This is a genomic window from Micromonospora sp. RV43, from assembly GCF_001029515.1.
GTDB classification, from domain to species: Bacteria; Actinomycetota; Actinomycetes; order Mycobacteriales; family Micromonosporaceae; genus Micromonospora; species Micromonospora aurantiaca.
Genome location: NZ_LEKG01000031.1, coordinates 1 through 21,725, shown reverse-complemented (window position 1 = coordinate 21,725; position 21,725 = coordinate 1). Strand labels below are relative to the sequence as shown.

General features: G+C 73.1%; 19 protein-coding genes. 10 read left to right on the top strand and 9 right to left on the bottom strand.

What is annotated here, in order from left to right; genetic code table 11:
• Window positions 1-28 precede the first annotated feature (28 nt).
• On the top strand, window positions 29-1,948 hold the full coding sequence (locus ABD52_RS10620) for a chorismate-binding protein (RefSeq protein WP_047891683.1): 1,920 nt from the start codon (window positions 29-31) through the stop codon (window positions 1,946-1,948).
• Between the two features lie 66 nt (window positions 1,949-2,014).
• Here ABD52_RS10620 and wrbA read toward each other — a convergent pair whose 3' ends face one another.
• Window positions 2,015-2,632, bottom strand: a complete 618-nt coding sequence (wrbA, locus tag ABD52_RS10615) for an NAD(P)H:quinone oxidoreductase (protein ID WP_013287304.1) — start codon at window positions 2,630-2,632, stop codon at window positions 2,015-2,017.
• An 85-nt stretch (window positions 2,633-2,717) separates the two neighbouring features.
• On the opposite strand from wrbA, the gene ABD52_RS10610 reads away from it, so the two are divergent.
• Together ABD52_RS10610 and ABD52_RS10605 are read left to right on the top strand one after the other, a co-directional pair.
• The gene (locus ABD52_RS10610; protein ID WP_047891682.1) at window positions 2,718-3,209 is read left to right on the top strand and encodes a GNAT family N-acetyltransferase; all 492 of its coding nucleotides are present in this window, start codon (window positions 2,718-2,720) and stop codon (window positions 3,207-3,209) included.
• Window positions 3,210-3,411: 202 nt separating this feature from the next.
• On the top strand, window positions 3,412-4,515 hold the full coding sequence (locus ABD52_RS10605) for a winged helix DNA-binding domain-containing protein (RefSeq protein WP_082171264.1): 1,104 nt from the start codon (window positions 3,412-3,414) through the stop codon (window positions 4,513-4,515).
• 120 nt (window positions 4,516-4,635) lie between these two features.
• Here ABD52_RS10605 and ABD52_RS10600 read toward each other — a convergent pair whose 3' ends face one another.
• From ABD52_RS10600 to ABD52_RS10585, 4 genes are read right to left on the bottom strand one after another with little or no spacing between them, the layout of a single operon-like run.
• A complete protein-coding gene (locus ABD52_RS10600) occupies window positions 4,636-5,844 on the bottom strand; it encodes an ABC transporter ATP-binding protein (RefSeq protein WP_013287307.1) in 1,209 nt (402 codons plus the stop codon).
• Between the two features lie 9 nt (window positions 5,845-5,853).
• Window positions 5,854-6,690 (bottom strand): carbohydrate ABC transporter permease, encoded by an 837-nt coding sequence (locus ABD52_RS10595; protein WP_013287308.1) that lies wholly within the window; start codon window positions 6,688-6,690, stop codon window positions 5,854-5,856.
• A 1-nt stretch (window position 6,691) separates the two neighbouring features.
• Window positions 6,692-7,693, bottom strand: a complete 1,002-nt coding sequence (locus ABD52_RS10590; RefSeq protein WP_013287309.1) for a carbohydrate ABC transporter permease — start codon at window positions 7,691-7,693, stop codon at window positions 6,692-6,694.
• On the bottom strand, window positions 7,690-8,973 hold the full coding sequence (locus tag ABD52_RS10585; RefSeq protein WP_047891681.1) for an ABC transporter substrate-binding protein: 1,284 nt from the start codon (window positions 8,971-8,973) through the stop codon (window positions 7,690-7,692). Before ABD52_RS10585 ends, ABD52_RS10590 begins: the two co-directional genes overlap by 4 nt.
• A 397-nt stretch (window positions 8,974-9,370) precedes the next feature.
• Here ABD52_RS10585 and ABD52_RS10580 point away from each other — a divergent pair, with 397 nt between their 5' ends.
• The 3 genes from ABD52_RS10580 to ABD52_RS10570 all read left to right on the top strand — a co-directional run bounded on the left by ABD52_RS10580 (window position 9,371) and on the right by ABD52_RS10570 (window position 10,478).
• Window positions 9,371-9,802, top strand: a complete 432-nt coding sequence (locus ABD52_RS10580) for a hypothetical protein (protein ID WP_013287311.1) — start codon at window positions 9,371-9,373, stop codon at window positions 9,800-9,802.
• Window positions 9,803-9,849: 47 nt separating this feature from the next.
• Window positions 9,850-10,125 carry a hypothetical protein gene (locus ABD52_RS10575; RefSeq protein WP_013287312.1) on the top strand — a complete coding sequence of 92 codons (276 nt, stop codon included), beginning with the start codon at window positions 9,850-9,852 and terminating at the stop codon, window positions 10,123-10,125.
• Between the two features lie 71 nt (window positions 10,126-10,196).
• On the top strand, window positions 10,197-10,478 hold the full coding sequence (locus ABD52_RS10570) for an SCO0607 family lipoprotein (RefSeq protein ID WP_225319692.1): 282 nt from the start codon (window positions 10,197-10,199) through the stop codon (window positions 10,476-10,478).
• 38 nt (window positions 10,479-10,516) lie between these two features.
• On the opposite strand, the gene ABD52_RS10565 is transcribed toward ABD52_RS10570, so the two are convergent.
• From ABD52_RS10565 to ABD52_RS10555, 3 genes are all read right to left on the bottom strand, one after another.
• Window positions 10,517-11,218 (bottom strand): hypothetical protein, encoded by a 702-nt coding sequence (locus tag ABD52_RS10565; RefSeq protein WP_013287314.1) that lies wholly within the window; start codon window positions 11,216-11,218, stop codon window positions 10,517-10,519.
• Window positions 11,219-11,607: 389 nt separating this feature from the next.
• Entirely contained in the window at window positions 11,608-12,393 is a 786-nt protein-coding gene (locus tag ABD52_RS10560) for a DUF4184 family protein (RefSeq protein WP_047891680.1), read from the bottom strand.
• Window positions 12,394-12,415: 22 nt separating this feature from the next.
• Entirely contained in the window at window positions 12,416-13,114 is a 699-nt protein-coding gene (locus ABD52_RS10555) for an HAD family hydrolase (RefSeq protein ID WP_030272748.1), read from the bottom strand.
• A gap of 138 nt (window positions 13,115-13,252) precedes the next feature.
• Here ABD52_RS10555 and ABD52_RS10550 point away from each other — a divergent pair, with 138 nt between their 5' ends.
• A complete protein-coding gene (locus ABD52_RS10550) occupies window positions 13,253-14,578 on the top strand; it encodes a hypothetical protein (protein ID WP_225319693.1) in 1,326 nt (441 codons plus the stop codon).
• A 102-nt stretch (window positions 14,579-14,680) separates the two neighbouring features.
• On the opposite strand, the gene ABD52_RS10545 is transcribed toward ABD52_RS10550, so the two are convergent.
• A complete protein-coding gene (locus ABD52_RS10545; RefSeq protein ID WP_047891678.1) occupies window positions 14,681-17,401 on the bottom strand; it encodes a glucosidase in 2,721 nt (906 codons plus the stop codon).
• Between the two features lie 42 nt (window positions 17,402-17,443).
• Here ABD52_RS10545 and ABD52_RS10540 point away from each other — a divergent pair, with 42 nt between their 5' ends.
• From ABD52_RS10540 to ABD52_RS10530, 3 genes are all read left to right on the top strand, one after another.
• A complete protein-coding gene (locus ABD52_RS10540) occupies window positions 17,444-19,387 on the top strand; it encodes an amylo-alpha-1,6-glucosidase (RefSeq protein ID WP_047891677.1) in 1,944 nt (647 codons plus the stop codon).
• A gap of 127 nt (window positions 19,388-19,514) precedes the next feature.
• Entirely contained in the window at window positions 19,515-20,840 is a 1,326-nt protein-coding gene (locus ABD52_RS10535) for a glycosyltransferase family 4 protein (protein ID WP_235437435.1), read from the top strand.
• Between the two features lie 140 nt (window positions 20,841-20,980).
• Window positions 20,981-21,725: serine/threonine-protein kinase (locus ABD52_RS10530; RefSeq protein WP_235437437.1), on the top strand; the 745-nt coding region annotated here is incomplete at its 3' end.

Sequence of the window (21,725 nt, the reverse complement as noted above, 5' to 3'; positions counted from 1 at the left end):
GCGGCCACCGGCCCACCGAGGAGACCCGATGACCCGCCTGTCCGACCCGCTCGCCGCCGTCGCGGCCGGCCGCGAGCCCGGCCCGTTCGCGCTCGTCCGCCGCGAGGGCGCCGACCACGTCGACCTGTTCACCGGCCCGGTACGCACCGCCGGCCGGCTCGCCGACCTGCCGCTGCCCGAGGACGGCGCCGGTCCGCACACGCTGGCCCTGGTGCCGTTCCGGCAGGTCACCGAACGCGGTTTCGAGTGCGTCGACGACGGGCTGCCGCTGGAGTTCCTGGCGGTCGAGGCACACCGGCGGATACCGCTGGCCGAAGTGCTCGACGACCTGCCCGACGCCGAGGTGCGCACCCGCGACGCCGGCTTCGACATCGCCGACGACGAGTACGCGGCGATCGTGGAACGGGTGCTGGCCGACGAGATCGGCCGGGGCGAGGGGGCGAACTTCGTCATCCACCGCACCATGCGCGCCACAGTGCAGGGCGACCCGCTTGCGGCGGCCCTGGCCGCGCTGCGCCGGCTGCTGCTGCGCGAACGGGGCGCGTACTGGACGTTCCTGGTGCACACCGGCACCCGCATCCTGGTCGGCGCCAGCCCCGAGCGGCACGTCAGCGTCGCCGACGGGCTGGTCGAGATGAACCCGATCAGCGGCACGTTCCGGCACCGGGGCGAGACCGTCGACCGCGCTGAGCTGCTGCGCTTCCTGCACGACGAGAAGGAGGTGGAGGAGCTGTACATGGTGCTGGACGAGGAGCTGAAGATGATGGCCGTGGTCGCCGAGCACGGCGGCCAGGTGGTCGGGCCGCACCTGAAGGAGATGGCGCACCTGGCGCACACCGAGTACCTGCTGGCCGGGCGCTGCTCCCGGGACGTACGCGACGTGCTGCGGGAGACCATGTTCGCGCCCACCGTCACCGGCAGCCCGATGGAGAACGCCTGCCGGGTGATCGCCCGGCACGAGCGCACCGGCCGGCGCTACTACGCCGGGGTGCTCGCACTGCTGGGCCGCGACGAGCAGGGCCGGCAGACGCTGGACGCGCCTATCCTGATCCGTACCGCCGAGATCTCCCCCACCGGCGCGCTGCGCGTGCCGGTCGGCGCGACGCTGGTCCGGCACTCGACCACCGCCGGGGAGGTGGCCGAGACGCACGCGAAGGCCGCCGGTGTGCTGGCCGCGCTGGGTCTCGGCCCGGACGCGCCGCGCTCCGCCGGCGAACCGGCCGTCCGGTACGCCGACGACCCCGAGGTACGCGCCGCGCTGGCCGCCCGCAACGCCCCGCTGGCCCGGTTCTGGCTGGAGCAGCGGGAACCGGGCGCGCTCGCGCTGCGCGGGCTGGCCGGGCGCCGGGCGCTGATCGTCGACGGCGAGGACACGTTCACCGGCATGCTGGCCCACCAGCTCGGCGCGCTGGGCCTGGCGGTGACCCGCCGGGACTGGCCGGAGCCGGGCCCGCTGGACGGCTACGACCTGGTGGTGGTCGGCCCCGGGCCGGGTGACCCGCGGGACGCGACCGCGCCGAAGATGGTGGCGCTGCGGACGCTGCTGACCGAGCTGCTCGCGTCCGGCCGGCCGACGCTCGCGGTGTGCCTGGGCCACCAGTTGCTCGCCGGGCTGCTGGGCCTGCCGCTGCACCGCCGCGACGCCCCGTACCAGGGGTTGCCGCGGGACGTGCCGGTGTTCGGGACGACCCGCCGGGTCGGGTTCTACGCCAGCTTCACCGCCCGCGCCGACGCCGACCGGGTCGCCGGCCCGTACGGCCCGGTCGAGGTGTCCCGCGACCCGGCCGACGGCGCGGTGCACGCGCTGCGCGGCGCGGGCTTCGCCGGGGTGCAGTTCCACCCGGAGTCGGTGCTGAGCCAGGACGGTACGAGGGTCCTGGCGGACCTGCTCGGGCATCTGCTCGACCGGCCGGCGCTGAGCGCGCATGGAGCGGCCGATCGCGGGTAGGGCTCTGGCGACCGGTGGTCCGGACGGGTTCGAGAGCCCCCGTCCGGCCACCGGTCGCCAGTCGGGTCAGCCGGCCATGCCCCGCTTCAGCGCGGCGCCCATCAGCACGGCCCGCTTGGCGGTGAGCGCGGTGGCCGCCAGTGCCACGTGGTCCGGTGCGACCTCACCGTTGTTGCTGGTGTGCGAGGCGCCGTACGGGTTGCCGGCGACGAACTGGCTCGGGTCGGTGTAGCCGGGGGTCACCACGATGCCGCCCCAGTGGTAGAAGACCGTGTACAGCGACAGCAGCGTCGCCTCCTGGCCGCCGTGCAACGTCGCGGTCGAGGTGAACCCGCTGTAGACCTTGTCCGCGAGCGCGCCCGCTGCCCAGAGCGGGCCGGTGGTGTCGATGAACTGCTTGAGCTGGGCGGCGATCATGCCGTACCGGGTCGGCGAACCCATGATGACCACGTCGGCCCAGGACAGGTCGTCCGGCTGCGCCTCCATCACGTCCTGGGTCTCCAGCCGGTGCGCCTGCCAGCCGGAGTTGGAGCGGATCGCCTCGTCGGGCGCCAGCTCACGTACCTTGCGCAGACGCACCTCGGCGCCGGCCTCGCCCGCCGCCTCGACCGCCGCCTGCGCCATCTGGTAGGTGATGCCGGTCGCGCTGTAATAGATCACCGCGACCTTGACCTGGCCATCCATCAGACGTTCCCTCCTCGTTTCGGGTCAGCTCCGGCGACTACCCGTTACTTGTTCCGTCAAACTCCGGGCGTGGCATGCTCTCCGGGTGGAGATCCGCACCGCCACGCCGGCCGACTGGCCGCTGATCTGGCCGTTCCTGCGTGCGATCGTGGCGGCCGGCGAGACGTACACCTGGCCCCGGGACGTCACGGAGCAGCAGGCCCGCAGGCTCTGGATGCCGGCCCCGCCGGCGCGGACGGTGGTCGCGGTGGCGCCGGACGGCGCGGTGCTCGGCTCGGCCAAGCTGGCGCCCAACCAGGGCGGTCCCGGCGACCACGTGGCGAATGCCTCGTTCATGGTCGCCCCGGCCGCCGCCGGGCGCGGCGTCGGCCGGGCGCTGGCGGCGTACGTGCTCGACGCGGCCCGGGCCGACGGCTACCGCGCCATGCAGTTCAACGCCGTGGTGGCCACGAACACACGGGCCGTCGAGCTGTGGCGGTCGCTGGGCTTCGAGGTGATCGGCCGGGTGCCGGAGGGCTTCCGGCACCCCACCCGGGGGTACGTCGATCTGCTGGTCATGTACCGGCGCCTGGACTGAGCCGGCTCAAGATTTGCGCAAGTTCCGCCGGCAACCGCTGTACCGGCCCAGCTCACACGGGATGCTGGTCGAACCGGCGCCGGCCGCAGCGGCCGCCCCCGCGCCGGGAACCTGAACGGGGGATCGCGCTGGTGTCGGCAGCGCCGCCGGCGCAGCGCGATCAGGGGCCGCGTTGTCGTACCCCGGGCCTACGCTGACGCCCGTGACCGTACGCCTCAACCGCGCCGAGGCGCTCGCGCTGCGCATGATCGGCCTGCTGTTGCGCCCGCACCCCACCACCCGCCCGCGGGGCGTCGCCGACGTGGTCGAGTGGTTCGGCGCCATGCAGGCGCAGGACGCGGCGAGCGGGCTGTGGTCGCTCGGCGTACGCCTTCCCGGCGCCACCCAGGACGACGTCCGCGCGGCGCTGGAGCGGCGCGAGGCGCTGCGCACCTGGCCGATGCGCGGCACCGTGCACCTGGTCCCGGCGCGCGACGCGCGGTGGATGCTGGAGCTGACCGGGGTGCGGACGCTTGTGGGCATCGCCGGTCGGTGGCGGCAGCTCGGGCTGACCGTCGCCGACGGCGAGCGGGCCTGTGACGTGCTGGGCGCGGCGCTGACCGGGGGCGGCCGGCTCACCCGCGCCCGATGCGTTGCCGCGTTGCGCGCCGCCGGGCTGGACACGGGCGATCAGCGCGGCTACCACCTGCTCTTGTTCACCAGCCTGCGCGGCGTCACCTGCATCGCCCCGCACGTCGGCACCGAGCAGACGTTCGCGCTGCTCGACGAGTGGGCGCCCGAGCCGCACCGCCCGGAGCGGGAGGAGGCGCTGGCGTTGCTGGCGCACCGCTTCGTACGCGGCCACGGCCCGGTGAGCCGGCACGAGCTGGCCCGCTGGACCGGCCTGACCGTCACCGACGCGACCCGGGCGATCACGCTGGCCGGTGACCTGCTCGCCCCGGTCGAGGTCGACGGCGAGCCGGCAGTGGTCGACACCGCGCTGCTCGACGCGCCCCGCGCGCCGGTCGACGACCTGCACACGCTGCCCGGCTTCGACGAATACCTGCTCGGCTTCAAGGACCGCTCGCTGATGCTCGACCCGGCGCACGCCGCCGCTGTGGTCCCGGGCAACAACGGGGTGTTCCGGTCGACTGTGGTGCGCGGCGGGCGCGTGGTCGGCACCTGGACGCGGACGCTCGGCGCGAGGGCGGTGACGGTGAAGGTGCAGCAGCTCGTGCCGTTCGACGCCGCGCTGCGCGCCCGGGTGGACGCGGCGCTCACCGCTTACGCCCGCTTCCTCAGCCTGGAGCTGCGCCACTCCTGGTGACCACACCCCCGCGGACCGGGCACGCACCAACCGCCCACGCTGAGCGGAACGCCATGGGTGTCAAAGCGGTGCCGAAGCACCCATGGCGTTCCACTCAGCCCGATGAGGGGCGGGGGCGGATCAGTCGGCCAGCGCGCCGGCGGAGCGGCCCTCGTGCAGCGTCAGGTTGCGGCCGCTGCCCGGGTCGAACAGGTGGATCTTCTCCAGGTTGAACCACACCCGGCGGGACTCGCCCTCGCGTACCGGCGACTCCGCCGACAGCCGGGTCACCAGGTTCGACCCGGCGCCGGCGAAGTCCGCCGCACCCGTGTCGGCGGCCAGCTCCTCCAGCTCGGCGGCGGTGGCCCGCTCCCCCTCGACGGTGAAGTAGACGTACTTGTCCGAGCCCATCGACTCGACGATGTCCACCGGCGCCTCGAACTCCATGCCCCGGCGGCGGGTCTCGTCGTCGATCAGCGCCGCGTCCTCGAAGTGCTCCGGGCGGATGCCCAGGATCAGCTCCCGGGGCGCGTCGCCGCCTTCCAGCTCGCGGCGGATCCGGTCGCCGACCGGCACGTCACCGAGCGCGGTCCGCAGCCGGCCGTCCTCCACGACGGCGTGCACGAAGTTCATCGAGGGCGAGCCGATGAACCCGGCGACGAAGAGGTTGCGCGGGTGGTCGTACAGCTCCTGCGGCGGCCCGACCTGCTGCACCGCCCCGCCCCGCATGATGACCACCCGGTCGCCGAGCGTCATCGCCTCGGTCTGGTCGTGGGTGACGTAGACGGTGGTGGTGCCGAGCTGCTTCTGCAGCCGCGACACCACGGTGCGCATCTGCACCCGCAGCTTGGCGTCCAGGTTCGACAGCGGCTCGTCCATCAGGAACGCCTTGGGCTGCCGGACGATCGCCCGTCCCATCGCCACCCGCTGCCGCTGGCCGCCGGACAGGTTGGCCGGCCTGCGGTCCAGCAGCGCGGTCAGCTCCAGCACCTTCGCCGCCTCGTCGACCTTCTGGTTGATGGTCTCCTTGTCCATCTTCGCCAGCCGCAGCGGGAACGCCATGTTCTCCCGCACGGTCATGTTCGGGTAGAGCGCGTACGACTGGAAGACCATCGCGATGTCGCGGTCCCGGGGCGCCTTGTCGTTGACCCGCTCGCCGCCGATGCGCAGCTCACCGGAGCTGATGTCCTCCAGCCCGGCGATCATGTTGAGCGTGGTGGACTTCCCGCAGCCGGACGGGCCGACCAGGATCACGAACTCGCCGTCGGCGATCTCCAGGTCGACGTCCTGTACGGCGGTGGTCCCGTCCGGGAACCGCTTGCTCACCTTGTCCAGCACGATGTCGGCCATTGCTACCACCTATCCCTTGACTGCGCCGGAGGTCAGACCGGAGACGATGCGGCGCTGGAAGAAGAGCACGAACAGGATGATCGGCACGGTGATCACCACGGCGGCGGCGCAGATCGCCCCGGTGGGGTCCTCGAACTGCGACTCGCCGGTGAAGAACTGCAGGGCCACCGGGACCGTGCGGGACCGCTCGGTCGAGGTGAGCGTGATCGCGAACAGGAAGTCGTTCCAGCAGAAGATGAAGACCAGGATGGCCGTGGTGAACACGCCGGGCGCGGCCAGCGGGGCGATCACCCGCCGGAACGCCTGTCCCTGGGTGGCGCCGTCCATCTTCGCCGCCTTCTCCAGGTCCCACGGGATCTGCTTGAAGAACGCCGACAGCGTGTAGATCGCCAGCGGCAGCGCGAACGTGATGTACGGCAGGATCAGTCCGGGCCAGGTGTCGAACAACCCGAGCTGCCGCTCGATCTCGAACAGCGGCGACACCAGCGACACCTGCGGGAACATCGCGATCAGCAGCGAGACTCCGACCAGCAGCTTCTTGCCGGGGAAGTCGAGCCGGGAGATCGCGTACGCGGCCATCGTCCCGAGCACCACGGCGATCGCGGTGGCGATCAGCGCGATGCCGATGGAGTTGACCAGGGCCCGGACGAACTGGTCGGTGTCGAAGATGGTCCGGTAGTTGTCGAGCGTCCACTCCCGCGGCCAGAACTTGCCGTCGGTGAGCGTGGCCGGGGTCTTGAACGACAGCGAGGCGATCCAGAGCACGGGGACCAGCGCGAAGACGACGACCACGACGTCCAGCAGGCCCCAGCGCAGCTTCGCCCGCGTGGTGGTTTCCACTGCCATGTCAGCGCCTCTCCCCATCGTCGCTGCCCGGGGCAGCGGTGCCGAACAGCTTCACGAACACGAAGGCGATGATCGCCACGGTGATGAAGATCAGCACCGACATCGTGGAGCCGATGCCGAGGTTCAGGCCCCGGATCAGGTTGTTGTAGGCGAGCATCGACACCGACGACGTCTCGTTGCCGCCGTTGGTGAGCACGAAGATGTTGTCGAAGACGCGGAACGCGTCGAGCGTGCGGAACAGCAGCGCGACCAGGATGGCCGGCTTCATCACCGGCAGCATCACCTTGGTGAACCGCTGCCACGCCGTCGCGCCGTCGGTGGAGGCCGCCTTGAGCAGGTCCTCCGGCACCAGCGCCAGCCCGGCCATCAGCAGCAGCGCCATGAACGGGGTGGTCTTCCAGATCTCCGCCAGCATGATGATCGCCAGCGAGCTGGCCCGCTCGGTCAGCGGGGCGCTGCCGTCGAACAGGTTCGCCAGGTAGCCGGTGCCGGGCGTCCAGGCGTACCGCCAGGAGAAGGCCGCGACCACAGTGACGATGCCGTACGGGATCAGCGCCGCGGTGCGGACGATGCCGCGGCCGACGAGCGTCCGGTGCATGATCAGCGCCAGGCCCATGCCGAGCACCAGCTCGACCGCGACGGTGACCACCGTGATCAGCGCGGTCACCCCGAACGCGGTCCACCAGAAGTCGTTCGTCAGCACGGTGACGTAGTTCTCCAGGCCGACGAACTCCCGCTCGTCGGGGAAGCGCAGGTCGAAACGCTGCAGCGACAGCCAGACCGAGTACAGGATCGGGTACGCGGTGACCAGCACCATGACCAGCGCGGCCGGCGCGCACAGCAGCAGGCCGAGGCGCCGCTCGGCGCGCTTGTTGTCACTCAGCGGGGCGCGGGAGCCGCGCCGGGACCGCTGCTCCGGTACGGCGGCGTGCCGGCCGCCGGGCTGCTCGGCCTCGGCCTCGGCGGCGGCCTGCGCGCCGGCCGGGGTGGCGTTCACGCTCATGGCAGAACCCCCTTGGACTCCAGCGCGTCGGAGATCGCCTTGCGCAGCTCGTCAGCGGTCTGCTCGGGCCGGATCGCCGACGGCGGCGACAGGATCGCCGACATCACCGTGGAGATGCTCTGGTACGCCGGGGTCAGCGGCCGCACCGCCGGCTCCTTCAGCTCCTCCAGGATGGTCTCCTTCATCGGGTACGCCTCGGTCATCTCCGGGTCGTCGTAGACGGCCTCGATGGTGGGCGGCACGCCGTCGTTGACGGCGGAGAACTTCTGGTTCTCGGCGTTACGCAGGCAGCGGGCCGCCTCGAACGACTCCTCCGGGTGCTTCGAGTAGGTGCTGACCGCCAGGTTGACCCCGCCGATGGTGACCTTGCTGGGGGTGCCCGGGTCGATGCCCGGCACCCGGGCCCACTTCACGTTCTTCGCCAGCTCGGGGTTGGCCTCCTGGAGCGCCGGATAGACGAACGGCCAGTTCACCTGGAACGCGCCCTTGCCGGACTGGAACTCCAGCCGCACCGGGTCCTCCAGCGCATTGCTGAACGACGGCGAGGTCACGCCCGACGTGGCGAACTTCTTGAGCTGGTCGAGCGCGCGTACCGCGCCGGCGTCCATCTCCGCCTTCTTGCCGTCGTCACTGAGGATCCTGCCGCCGGCGCTCTCGGCGAGCGTGTTGTAGAGCACCACCAGGCCCTCGTACTGGGCGCCCATGGTCAGCACCTGGTACGGCTTGCCCTGCTCCTTGAGCTGCTGGGCGGCCGAGATCATCTCGTCCCAGGTCTTCGGCGGCTGCGACACCAGGTCGGACCGGTACCACAGCAGCTGCACGTTGGTGTTCTTGGGCGCGGCGTAGAGCTTGTCCTCGTACCGGGCGGTGTCCAGCGGGCCGCCCAGCGTGCCCTGCTCGACCTCGGCCTTGTCCTGGCCGGTCCACTCCCGGATCCACTTCGCGCTGGCGAACTCCTGGGTCCACGTGACGTCCAGGCCGAGCACGTCCATCCCGTTGTCCTGCGCGGCGAGCCGCCGCACCATCTGCACCCGCTGCTCGTCGGCCTCGCGCGGCAGCACCCGGTAGTCGATCCGGTACCGCCCCTGGGCCTGCGTGTTGCAGGTGTCGACGACCTTCTGCAGGTTCTGCTCCGGCGGGTAGTACAGGTTGATCGTGGGGACGCCGCCGTCGCCGCCGGATCCGCAGGCGGCCAGCGGGGCCACCAACGCGAGCGCGGCGGCCGCTGCCGCCGCGCGTCCGGCCGGCCGCCGTGCGGCCGTGTCGGGGACTGTCGTCATCACCCTCCCCCTCTCTTCGGCGAAGATCCGGGGAGTGACCCGTGCCCCGGTGCACGGCGAGACGACCGGGGCATCGGCCCGATCGCCCGACGCCCCGGGCGTGTCGTGCGGCTGAACGTGCCCGACCTGCGACGGAGCGAAACATCACGGACATGTGACGGCGACGGCACGAACCGGGCCGGGGCGATCGACACGTCGTCCCACGTAGTGAAACGGCGAGGCTACCCAGCGTCAGCGGTCTGCACTAGCGTGGGGCTGGCTCCGTAGCCGGCGCGTCGCCGTCGACGCCGATGCGCCTCCGGCCGTCCCCCATCGCCCGCCCGATCGGTTGGTTCTGACGGGAAGTGCCGTGCGCGCGTTCCCCGGTTGGGCAGGATTCCCCCGAGGAGGTGCCGTCGTGCAGGACACCCGCGCTCTCGCCCTGACGTTCGAGGTGAGCGGCCTGCCCCCGGTCAAGACCGAGGCCCTGTCCATCTTCGCCGCCGGGCACCGGCAGGCGACGAGGGTCCGCACCCTGCTTCAGGCCGCCTGCACGGCGGCCCAGCGCACCGGGTGGACCCCGCTGACCGGGCCGGTCGAGGTGGACCTGACCCTGCGCTGTCCGCCCGGGCACCGCACCTCCGACGCCAGCACGCTGCTGGGCGGCGTGTGCGCGGTGCTCCAGGACAAGAAGCGGGTCTCCAGCATCGGTCTCGCTCACCTCGGGGTGCTGGTTGACGTCGCGCTCTGGTCCGACGACCGGCAGATCCGCCGGCTGTCGTACGTCGAGGAGCCGGCGGAGGATTTCTCGTATCGGGTCCGGGTGTCGGCCGTACCGACGATGGTTTGACCGACGTCCGCGGTGGGGTACCGCGGACGCCGAGGAAGGGAGTGCCGATGTCGGAGCCACACGTCACGCTCGATCCGAGCGGGCTCGACCCTGTGCAGCAGAAGCTGCGCGGCCCGCTTGAGGATCAGCTGACCTCGGCCCTCCAGGCGGCCGCCGACCGGGTCCGCGCCGGCTACGCGGGCGAGCCGGTGGAGGACGTCTGCCGTCGGTTGCTCGACGAGACCCGCTCCGGCCTGCACCCGGACATCGCGGCCGGCTTCCAGCCGGACATGGACGAGTTCTGCCGGGTGGCGGTGGCGATCGTGCGGGGCGAGCTGACCTGAGTCACCGACGTCACGAGAATTGAGTACCCGTACCGATGGCGGGGCCGCCCGCGGCGACGACAATTCTCCCCGTGCGAACTCGAATCATGGTCGTTCTTGCCGTCCTCGGGCTGGCCGGGCTGATGGCGACCACCGGTTGTTCCCTGCGGCAGAGCATCTGCGGCAGCGACGAGTACCCGGTGATCGCGGTCGGCCCGCAGGGCGGCAGCTCCTGCGTGCCGGACGGTGAGGAACCGACGCCGCCGTACGTGCGCTACCCGGAGGGCAAGGTGCCGAAGCACGTCGACGACGAGTGGGACGTCTACTGGCGTACCCACGGCATCGACGAGAACAACAACATCATCGACCGCTGACCCGTCGGCCCGCACCGGTCCCGCCGGTGCGGGCCGCGTCAGCTCCGCCGCACGTCGACCGAGACGACGTGCGTGCCGTCCGGGCGGTCGCCCTCCCCCAGCCGCACCGGCAGCCGGCCGCCTTCGGGCGGTCGCAGGCCGAGCCCGAAGCTGAGGTGCCCCTCGAAGTCGCCGGCCACGGCCCATCCGCGCAGCGTCGGGAAGCGGATGGCCGCCGGTGGCAGGTCCGCCGTACCGCCGCCCCGGGCGTCGTGCGCCTGGGCCGGCTCGAAACGCACCGACAGGTACGCCGTGCCGGGCAGCGCGACCGGTGCTCCACGCCCCTCGGTCACCACCTGCGGCACGTAGGCGACCTCGTAGGACGGTGTGGGTCCGCGGAAGGCGAACGTGATCCGGCTGAACCCCTCCGCCGGGTGGTCGCCGACGTCGACCGCCACCAGGACGGGCAGCGGTTCCCCGGGCGGCGGGGTGACCGGCACCCGTACCCGATGAGTCACCCGGGCGGGGCCGCCGGGCACCGCCCAGCCCCAGGTGACGCGCCAGGATCCGGCGGTCGACGCCGCCTCGGTCGGCACGGGCGGGGTGGGCGTGGCTTCCGGCGCATCGGTCCCGGCCGGCGCGGACGCCGCCGCGACCGTCGGGGTGGGCGCCGGGGACGCGCCGTCGTGGCCGGTCGCCGTGCAGGCCGCCGCGAACAGCACGACCAGGCCGGCGAGCAGCGGTACGCGCTGAGGTGTCATGACTCAGTGTCGCTCCGTGACCGGCTCACGCACCAGAGGTGTCCCACCGGCAATCCGGGCGGCGGTGAGGGGTGCCGGACGGGTCAGGACCGGGTCCGCAACTCCCCGGTCCTGACCCCGGCCGTCCGGTTCGGTAGCGGTCTGCGCCGCGGGAACGCGGCAGGCGTGGCACGACGCCTTCCGCCGGGCTCCGCACGGCGAGCCGGTATGCCCGCACTCAGCTCCACGGTGCTCTTACCACCGGACTCCGGTGCGCCCCCGTCTCACCCCGACGAGACGTGGGCGCCGGCTCAGGCTAGGCGCGTCCGCGCAGGCCGGACAAGCGATGACCGGCGACCGCGCTTGTGATTGATGTCTATGCCGAATTGCGGCATGTCGGCGTAACGGGGTCAGCCGGTTTCGCGCTGTTCGACTTCGAGACGCGGACTGCGCCCGGCCGGTCGCGGCGGGACGGTCCGGGCCGCGACGGCCCCGGCGACGAGCGCCAGCGCGGCCACGTGCAGCGCCCGGACGCCCGCTGGGGCGGGGACGCCGGCCGCCGGCAGCGCGGGCATCAGCAGCGCGCCGAGCCCGGTGACCGCCAGCGCCACCCGCCAGAACACCGACGGGTTCGTCTCCGGCACGGGTTCGCGTACGCCACCGGTCCGCACGCCGCGGCGGGCCTCGGAGACGGCCAGGACGACCACCAGCAGCGCACCGGCGAGACCGGCCACCACGTCCACGAACCGGTACCAGTACACGCCGGTCACGGCGTGGAAGTCCGCGATCCCCAGCAGCCGGGGCAGCCGCTCGCTGTCGCTGACCCGGTCCCACGCCACGTGGCTGAACGCGCCGATGAGCACCGAGCAGACGGTGACCTGCCAGGGGTGGCGTACCCGGGCCAGGGTCGCGTACCAGGGCCAGCCGAACAACCGCTGCCCGGGCAGGTGCACCGCGATGCCGGCGATCACGCGGCGCACCACCCAGGCGTACACGAGGGCGACCGGCAGGCACCACCAGAGCAGGCCGCCGAGCGTGTGCGTGCGCAGGTTCTGGGCCGGCGCCGTGCCGGTGAACAGGTACGCGACGTCCGGCGCCACCGCGCCGGTGCACAGCGCCACCCCGTCGAACCAGCCCGGCCGCCACAGCTTCAGCGGCAGCACCGGCGCCAGGTGCGACGGGAAGGTCAGCGGCACGTCCCGGACGTTACCGGCCCGGTCAGAAGTGGTGGACCAGGTCGGGGAACGCGGCCAGCCGGATCACCCACTGGTCGGACGGGTCCAGCTCGTCGTGCTCCAGGACCCAGGTGTTCTCGTTCGGGATGAAGACCGCGTTCATCCCGGCCGCCCGCGCGGGCAGGATGTCCGAGCGCGGCGAGTTGCCGATCATCCAGGCGGCGGCCGGGTCGAAGGCGTGCTCGCGGGCCAGCCAGCGGTAGGTGTCCGCGTCCTTCTCCGGCACGATGTGCGCGGCGCGGAAGTGGTGCAGCAGCCCGCACGCGTCCAGCTTGCGCTGCTGCTCCTCGCGCTCGCCCTTGGTCAGCAGCAGCAGCTCGTGCCGCCCGGCCAGGTCGTCGAGCGTCTCGGCCACGCCCGGCATCAGCTCCACCTGGTGCCCGACCAGCGCCGCGGCGAGCTGCTCGATCTCGGTGCGCTCCCGCGCGGTGGCCGGACGCTCGCGCAGCTTCTCCAGGCACTCGCCGAGGCTGCGCAGGAAGACCTTGCTGCCGTAGCCGTGCGCAACGGCGTTCGCGCGCTCGATGTCGTCGAGCACCGCGCGGATCCGGGCCCGGTCCAGCGTGGGGTGGTCGAGCCAGGTGAGGAAGTCGTCGATGACGCGCTCGAACAGGACGTTGTTCTCCCAGAGCGTGTCGTCGGCGTCGAAGACCAGCACGGCGGCGTCCCGGCGCGACGGCATCGCGTCCCCCTCCCCCTCGCGGACCTCGCACACCGTACTGTCCGACCGCCGGACGGGCCACGCGGATTATCCGGTCGGCGGCCCGTTACCGGCGGCTACCCGACTGCGGAATCCCTGGTCCGACGGCATGCTTCGGCCATGACGATCTCACCCGATCATCCACCTGGACGACGGCGCCGGCGGCGCGCCGCCGTCGCGGTGGCCGCGACGCTCGCCGTCGCGGGCGCGGCGCTGCCGGGATCCCCGGCGCTGGCCGTCAACGCCTCACACACCACAGTGGTCGGCACCAACCCGGTCGACTGGACGCCGCACGCGCTGGACGGCACCGTCCACCGCATCCTCCAGATCGGCAACCGCGTGTACGTGGCAGGCACGTTCACCAAGGTGCGCAACGCCGGCCAGTCGGCCCAGCTGGCGATGCCCCGGCTGGTGGCGCTGGACGCGACCACCGGCCGGATCGACACCACGTTCCGGCCGCAGGTCAACGGCGCGGTCAAGGCGCTCGCCGCCGCGCCGGACGGCCGCTCGCTCTACATCGGCGGCGCGTTCACCACTGTCAACGGCACGGCGGCGTCCCGGCTGGCCCGGATCGACGCGGCCACCGGCGCCCGGGTCGCCGGTTTCACCACGCCGGCGCTGAACAACCAGGTGAACGACGTACGCCTGGTCGGCAACCGGCTGATCGTCGGCGGCGCGTTCCAGACCGTCGGCGGGGTGACCCGGCGTGCCCTGGCGGCGGTGAACGCCACCACCGGGGCGGCCGACGCGTCGGTCAACCTGAACCTGGCCGGCCCGCGCAAGACCACGTCCGGCGCCACCGCGCCGGTGAAGGTCGAGGCGCTGGACGTCTCCGCCGACGGCACCCGGCTGGTGTTCGCCGGCAACTTCAGCACGGTGGCGGGGGTGGCCCGGCACCAGCTCGCGGTGGCGAACCTGTCCGGCGCGGGCGCCACGCTCTCCGGCTGGGCCACCGACCGCTACCAGCCGCAGTGCGCGCGGTCGATGCCGTCGTACCTGCGCGGGGTGGACATCTCCCCGGACGGCACCTGGTTCGCGGTCGTCACCACCGGCGCGGCGTTCCCGGGCACGCTCTGCGACGCCGCGGCGCGCTTCGAGTTCGGTACGGCCACCGGCGGCAAGCAGCCGACCTGGGCCAACTACACCGGCGGCGACACGCTGCTGTCGGTGGCGGTGACCGGCGCGGCGGTCTACGTCGGCGGGCACCAGCGCTGGCTGGACAACCCGCAGGGCCGCAACTCGGCCGGTCCGGGCGCGGTGTCCCGGCCGGGCATCGGGGCGATCCACCCGACCACGGGCAAGGCGCTGCCCTGGAACCCGACGAAGGACCGCGGGGTGGGCACCGGCGAGCTGTACGCCACCGACCGGGGTCTGTGGGTCGGCAGCGACACGGTGACGGTGGCCGGCGAGTACCACGCCCGGCTGGCGTTCCTGCCGCTGCCGTGAGCGTGCGGGGCGCGGCGAGGGCTTCCCGTCGCGCCCCGCGCGTCAGCGACGCAAGGTGAGGGTTCGGCCGCGTCAGCGACGCAAGGTGAGGGTTCGGCCGCGTCAGCGGCGCAAGGTGAGGATCAGGTCGGCGACCAGCGCGGTCCACCCGGTCTGGTGCCAGGCGCCCAGGCCGGCGCCGTTGTCGCCGTGGAAGTACTCCGGGAAGCAGATCAGGTCGCGCCAGTCCGGGTGGGTCTGGAACAGCTGGGCGGCGCCGTAGATCGGCCGCCGTCCCCAGCCGTCGCGGGTGAACAGCGAGATCAGCCGCGCGGACAGGTCGTCGGCGATCTCGTCGAGCGTGCGCTTCACGCCGGACCGGGTCGGGTACTCGACCTGGAGGTCGTCGCCGAAGAACGCGGCGTAGTCGCGCAGCGCGCTGATCAGCAGGAAGTTCGTCGGCATCCAGATCGGGCCGCGCCAGTTGGAGTTGCCGCCGAACAGGCCGCTGGTCGACTCGGCCGGCTCGTAGCCGACGCTGAACTCCTGCCCGCCGAGCGTGACGGTGAACGGCTTGTCCAGGTGGGCCCGGGACAGCGTGCGCAGCCCGTACTCGGAGAGGAACTCGTCGGTGTCGAGCATCCGGGCCAGCAGCCGTACCACCTGGTCCGGGGCGACCATCGACAGCAGCCGCTGCTGGCGGCCGTCGGGCCCGATCCGGCGGGCGCCGATCACCTCGGCGTACTCGGGGCGGTTGGTGAGGAACCAGCGCAGCCGGGCGCCCAGCTCGGGCAGGCGGCGCATGGTCCGGGCGGTGAGCCGGGTGACGGCTGCGAGCGGCAGCAGCCCGACCACCGAGCGCACCTTCAGCGGCACCTTCGTCCCGTCGGCCAGGCGCAGCACGTCGTAGAAGAACGCGTCCTCGGCGTCCCACAGCCCCTGGTGGTACGCCGCCGCGGCGATGTACGCGAAGTGCTCGAAGAACTTGGTGGCGGTGTCCACGTACGCGCGGTCGTGCTCGGCCAGCACGATCGCCATGTCGAGCAGGTTGAGCGCGTACATGGCCATCCAGCCGGTGCCGTCGGACTGCTCCAGCACCCCGGCGACCGGCAGCGCGGCCGAGCGGTCGAACGGGCCGACGTTGTCCAGCCCGAGGAAGCCGCCCTCGAAGACGTTGTTGCCGCCGGTGTCCTTGCGGTTGACCCACCAGGTGAAGTTGAGCAGCAGCTTGTGCATCACCCGGGCGAGGAACTCGTGGTCCCGGGAGCCGTCGATCTCGAAGACCCTCAGCGCCGCCCAGGCGTGCACCGGCGGGTTCACGTCCCCGAACGCCCACTCGTACGCCGGGATCTGCCCGTTGGGGTGCAGGTACCACTCGCGCAGCAGCAGGAGGATCTGCTCCTTGGCGAAGCCCGGGTCGACCCGGGCGATGGTGACGCAGTGGAAGGCCAGGTCCCAGGCCGCGTACCAGGGGTACTCCCACGGGTCCGGCATGGAGATCACGTCGAAGCTGTTCATGTGCCACCAGGCGCTGTTGCGCCCGTGCCGGCGGCCGGACGGCGGGGGCGCGGAGCCGGGGTCGCCGGCGAGCCAGCGTTCGACGTCGAAGTGGTAGAACTGCTTGCCCCACATGAGCCCGGCGATGGCCTGGCGCGCGACCAGGGCCTCGTCGGCGGTGGCGGCGGCCGGGATGACGCTGTCGAAGAAGCGGTTCGCCTCGGCCCGGCGCGCCCAGAGCACGGTGTCGAACCCGTCGCCCAGGTCGGCCGGGGCGGGTGGCGCGGCGGCCGGCGGCGGCGCGGTACGGGTCAGCCGCAGCCGGATCTGCCGCTGCTCGCCCGCCGGTACGTCCAGCACGTAGTGCAGCGCGCCCTTGGTGCCGGTGCGGTCCGGGTTGACGGTGGCCGCGCCGGCCACGACGTGGTCGTTGATGCCGTCCTTCGGGTACGCCGACCGCCCGGGCAGCCCCCACAGCCGCTCGGCGTTGGTCTCGTTGTCGCACAGCAGCGGCACCGCGTCGCCGTCGCCCTCCAGCAGGATCTGGCCGAGCACCCAGTGGTCACCGACGAGCCGGGCGCCGCCCCGCGCCCCGGCCTCCTCGCCGGTCAGCTTCGGCATCCGGTCGGTGCCCGGCAGGCCCCACGCCCAGGTGTTGCGGAACCACAGCGTCGGCAGCACGTGCAGCGTCGCGTCCTCGTCGCCCCGGTTCGCCACTGTGACCAGCACGCACATGTCCGTCGGCGACGCCTTGGCGTAGTCGACAGTCACCGCCCAGTACCTGTCGTCGTCGAAGATGCCGGTGTCCACCAGCTCGTACTCGGTGTCGTCCCGGCCGCGCAGCGCGTTCACCGCGACCAGCTCGTCGTACGGGAAGGCGGCCTGCGGGTAGTGGTAGCGCCAGCGCATGAAGGAGTGCGTCGGCGTGCTGTCGAGGTACCACCAGTACTCCTTGACGTCCTCCCCGTGGTTGCCGCCGTCGCCGCCGAGGCCGAACATCCGCTCCTTGAGGATCGGGTCGCGCCCGTTCCACAGCGCGAGCGCGAAGCAGAACGTCTGCCGGTCGTCGCAGACGCCCGCCATGCCGTCCTCGTTCCACCGGTACGCTCGGGACCGCGCGTGGTCGTGGGGGAAGTAGTCCCACGCCGTGCCGTGTTCGCTGTAGTCCTCCCGGACCGTCCCCCACGCCCGCTCGGACAGATAGGGGCCCCATGCGCGCCAGTCCTGCTCCCCGGCGTCGGCCTGGGCGAGCCGGTGCCGCTCGGGGTCGGGGGACGCGGAGGTCGACCGGTCGGTGATCACTGGCACATCTTCGACGCCGCCGGGGTACATCTCCACAGCGGCCATTGTCGCCGTGGCATGTCACACCTCGCTGCCGGTGGAGGAAAGTTGATCGACATCCGTTTCGGGCCGCGGGTCTGCGGCGAGCTGTCCGCCGCCGCCGCGCGGGAATGGCTGGTCACGGACGGGCGCGGCGGGTACGCCATGGGCACCGTCGCCGGACTGCGTACCCGCCGGTATCACGGGCTGCTCGTGGTGGCCGGTGACACGCCGGCGTCCCGCAAGGTGGGACTCGTGAGCCTCGACCCGGCGGTGACACTGCCGTCGGGGCGGCAGGTCCGCCTCGGCGCGCACGAGTGGTCCTCCGGCGTGGTCGACCCGCGCGGCTTCGAGCTGCTGGAGCGCTTCGACCTGGCCGACGGGGTGCCCCGCTGGCGCTGGCGCATCGGCGACGTGGTGATCGAGCGGGAGATCGCCATGACGTACGGCCGTTCCTGCGTGGCGGTGGTGCACCGGCTGATCTCCGGCGGCCCGGTGCGGCTGGACCTGGCCGCGGCCTGCACCTGGCGCGACGCGCACGGCGAGCGGCGCGCCGACGGCCCGGCGCCCCGGCTGGAACCGGCGGCCGGCGGCGCGGTGATCGACGGCGCGTACCGCCTGGCCGGGCCGGACTGGACCCCGGAGGGGCAGTGGTGGCACGGGGTGCGCCACCGGACCGAGGCCGAGCGCGGCCTGCACCCGGACGAGGACCTCTGGTACGCGGGCCGGTTCACCGGCGCGCTCGACGAGCCGGGCGCGACCGTGTCCGTGCTGGCCTGGGCGGACGAGCTGGCCGAGGAGCCGCCACCGGCGACCGCCGTGGTCGAGGCGGCCCGGCGGCGCAGCCGTGCGGTGGTCGCGGCGGCGGAACCCGGCGACGCGGTCGAGGCGACGCTCGCGCTGGCCGCCGACGCGTTCGTGGTGCGCACCGCCACCGGCCCCGACGTGGTCGCCGGCTACCCCTGGTTCGGGGCCTGGTCGCGGGACACGATGATCTCCTACGAGGGCCTGTTCCTGTGCACGAACCGGGCCGACGAGGGCCGGGACCTGCTGCGGGCGTACGCGGCCACGCTGAACGAGGGCATGCTGGCGAACACGGCCGACACCGGCCGGGTCGAGTACAACACCGTCGACGCGACGCTGTGGTTCCTGCACGCGGTGCACCGGCACGTCACAGTCACCGGCGACACCGACCTGGGCGACGAGCTGCTGCCCGCGCTGCACGGCGTGATCGAGGCGCACGTGGCGGGCACCCGGTACGGCATCGGCGTCGACCCGGCCGACGGGCTGCTGGCCCAGGGCGGCCCGCCGGACGTGGCGCTCACCTGGATGGACGCCCGCGTGTACGGGGTGCCGGTGACCCCGCGTACCGGCAAGCCGGTCGAGGTCAACGCGCTGTGGATCAACGGGCTGGCCGGGCTCGCCGAGCTGACCGAGCTGGCCGGACGCGACGCCGCCGGGTTGCACGCCCTGCACCACCGGGCCACCACCGCATTCCGGGAGCGGTTCCCCGCCCCGGCCGGCTGGCTGCACGACGTGGTCGACGCCCCGGCGCCCGCGTACCCGCTCGGCGGGGCCGCGCACCACGACGACGACCTGCTGCGCCCCAACCAGTTGCTCGCCTGGTCCCTGCCGCACGCCCCGCTGGAGCCGGACGAGGCCACGCTACGACGGATCACCGAGGCGCTGTTCACCCCGCTCGGACCGCGCAGCCTCGCCCCGGACTCCCCCGGCTACACCGGACGGCACCGGGGCGGGCCCGCCGAGCGGGACTCCGCGTACCACCAGGGCACCGTCTGGCCGTGGCTGACCGGGCCGCTGCTGGACGCGTACCGCCGGGCCGGGCTGCCCACCGACGACCTGCTGGTGGGGCTCGTGGGCCACCTCGCCGAGGACGGCCTGGGCTCGGTGAGCGAGACAGCCGACGGCGCGGCGCCGCACGCGGCCACCGGATGCCCGTTCCAGGCGTGGTCGGTGGCCGAGCTGCTACGCGCTCGGCGGATGCGCCGGTAACGCGTTACAGACCGGCAACCGGCGCGTCGCCGCCGGTTATCGACCCCTCGGCAGGATGGGCGGCGACCCCACCCGGCACCGCGGCGACGCCGCCGGGGTGGGGACGCCACAACTCGAAGGGGGCCGCGTGTCAGCTGACGCCGAAGTGATCGACATCCAGCCCGCCCGGCGCCTGCGGGTGCTGCTGCTCTCCTGGGAGTACCCGCCGGTGCTCGTCGGTGGCCTCGGCCGCCACGTCCACGCGCTGTCAGTGGCGCTTGCCGCCGCCGGGCACGAGGTCACGGTCGTCACCCGCCACGCCGAGGGCGCTCCCCTGGAGGAGTACGCCGACGGCGTCCGCATCGTCCGGGCCGCCGAGGATCCGGTCCGGTTCCCGCTCGCCACCGATTCGCTGCTGGCCTGGACGATGGCGTTCAACCACACGCTCACCCGGGCCGCGCTGCGCGCCGCCTCGTCCGGCACCTACGACGTGATCCACGCCCACGACTGGCTGGTTGCACACACCGCCGTCACGCTGGCCGAGCACCTGGACGTGCCGCTGCTGACCACCATCCACGCCACCGAGGCGGGCCGGCACCAGGGCTGGCTGCCGGAGGAGATGAACCGCACCATCCACGGCGTCGAGCACTGGCTGAGCAACGCCTCCGGCCGGGTGATCGCCTGCTCCGGGTACATGCGCGACCAGGTGGCCCGGCTGTTCGGCGTACCGGCCGGACGCATCGACGTGGTCGCCAACGGCGTCGACGACCGGGCCTGGCGGGCGCGGCCGCACGCGGTCGCCTCCGCCCGGGCGCGCTTCGCCGCGGGCGGGCCGCTCGTCGGGTACGCCGGCCGCCTGGTCTACGAGAAGGGCGTGCAGCACCTCGTGCACGCCGTGCCGCACCTGGCGAAGCGGCACCCCGGCCTGCGGGTGGTGATCGCCGGGGACGGGCCGTACCGCGACGAGCTGGTCGACCAGGCGCGGCGGCTGCACGTGGGAGACACGGTCCGGTTCGCCGGTTTCATGGACGCCACCCAGCTTCCCGCGGTGCTCGCCGCCACCGACGCCACGGTGATCCCCAGCCTCTACGAGCCGTTCGGCATGATCGCGCTGGAGGCGGCTGCGGCCGGAGCGCCGCTCGCTGTGGCGCGTACCGGCGGGCTGGCCGAGATCGTCGAACCCGGCGTCACGGGGGTGACGTTCCCGCACGGCGACCCGGACGCGCTGGCCGGCGCCGTCGACCGGCTGCTCGGCGACGAGGTCTTCGCCCGGCGGGTGGCGCGCAAGGCCCGGACCATGGTCAGCCGGCGCTACACCTGGTCGGCGATCGCCGCCCGGACCGCCGCCGCCTACGCCACCGCCCGCCGCGACCACGACGCGTTCCAGACCCGCCGGGCCACCGCCCTGCTGGCCGGTGACCGGTCCCCGATCGCCGTCCCGGAGGGGAACCTGCTCGCCGGCGCGGCGAGTTAGGAGCAGGACGCGCTGACATGCGATAGGTACCGTCCGATCCGTTGGCTATTGTGGACCACTGACCAGCGGTGAGGAGTGCGGTGCAGGAGGTAGTGATCGCCGGGCGGTACCGCCTGCTCGAACTGGTCGGCCGCGGCGGGATGGGCCAGGTCTGGCGGGCGCGCGACGAGGAGCTGCAACGCGAGGTCGCGGTGAAGCAGGTCGTGCCGCCGAACTGGCTCGCCGAGAACGAGCAGGACGAGCTGCGCGCCCGTACGCTGCGCGAGGCGCGGACGTCCGCGCGGCTCAACCACCCCAACGTGGTGCGGGTCTACGACGTGGTCCGGGTCCAGGGCGAACCCTGGCTGATCATGGAGTACGTCCCGTCGCGCTCGCTCCAGGAGATCATCGAGACCGACGGGCCGCTGCCGCCCGGTCGCGCCGCCGAGATCGGCCTGTCGGTGCTTGCCGCGCTGCGCGCCGCGCACGACGCCGGGGTGCTGCACCGGGACGTGAAGCCCGCGAACGTGCTGCTGGCCCGGGACGGGCGGGTGCTGCTCACCGACTTCGGGCTGGCCGTGTTCCAGGGCGGCGACGGCGCGATGACCCGGCCCGGCCTGGTCCTCGGCTCCCCCCAGTACGTCGCACCGGAGCGGGCCGCCGAGGGCGTGTCGAGCGTCGAGGCGGACATGTGGTCGCTCGGCGCCACGCTGCACGCCGCGGTGGAGGGCCGCTCCCCGTACGCCCGCAGCACCGCGATGGCCACGCTCGCCGCACTCGCCACCCGGCCGCCCGACCCGGCCCCGCACGCCGGCCCGCTGGCGCCGGTGCTGGCCGGGCTGCTGCGGCGCGATCCGCGTACCCGCCTGGGGCACCGCGAGACGGCCCGCCTGCTCGGCGTCGCCG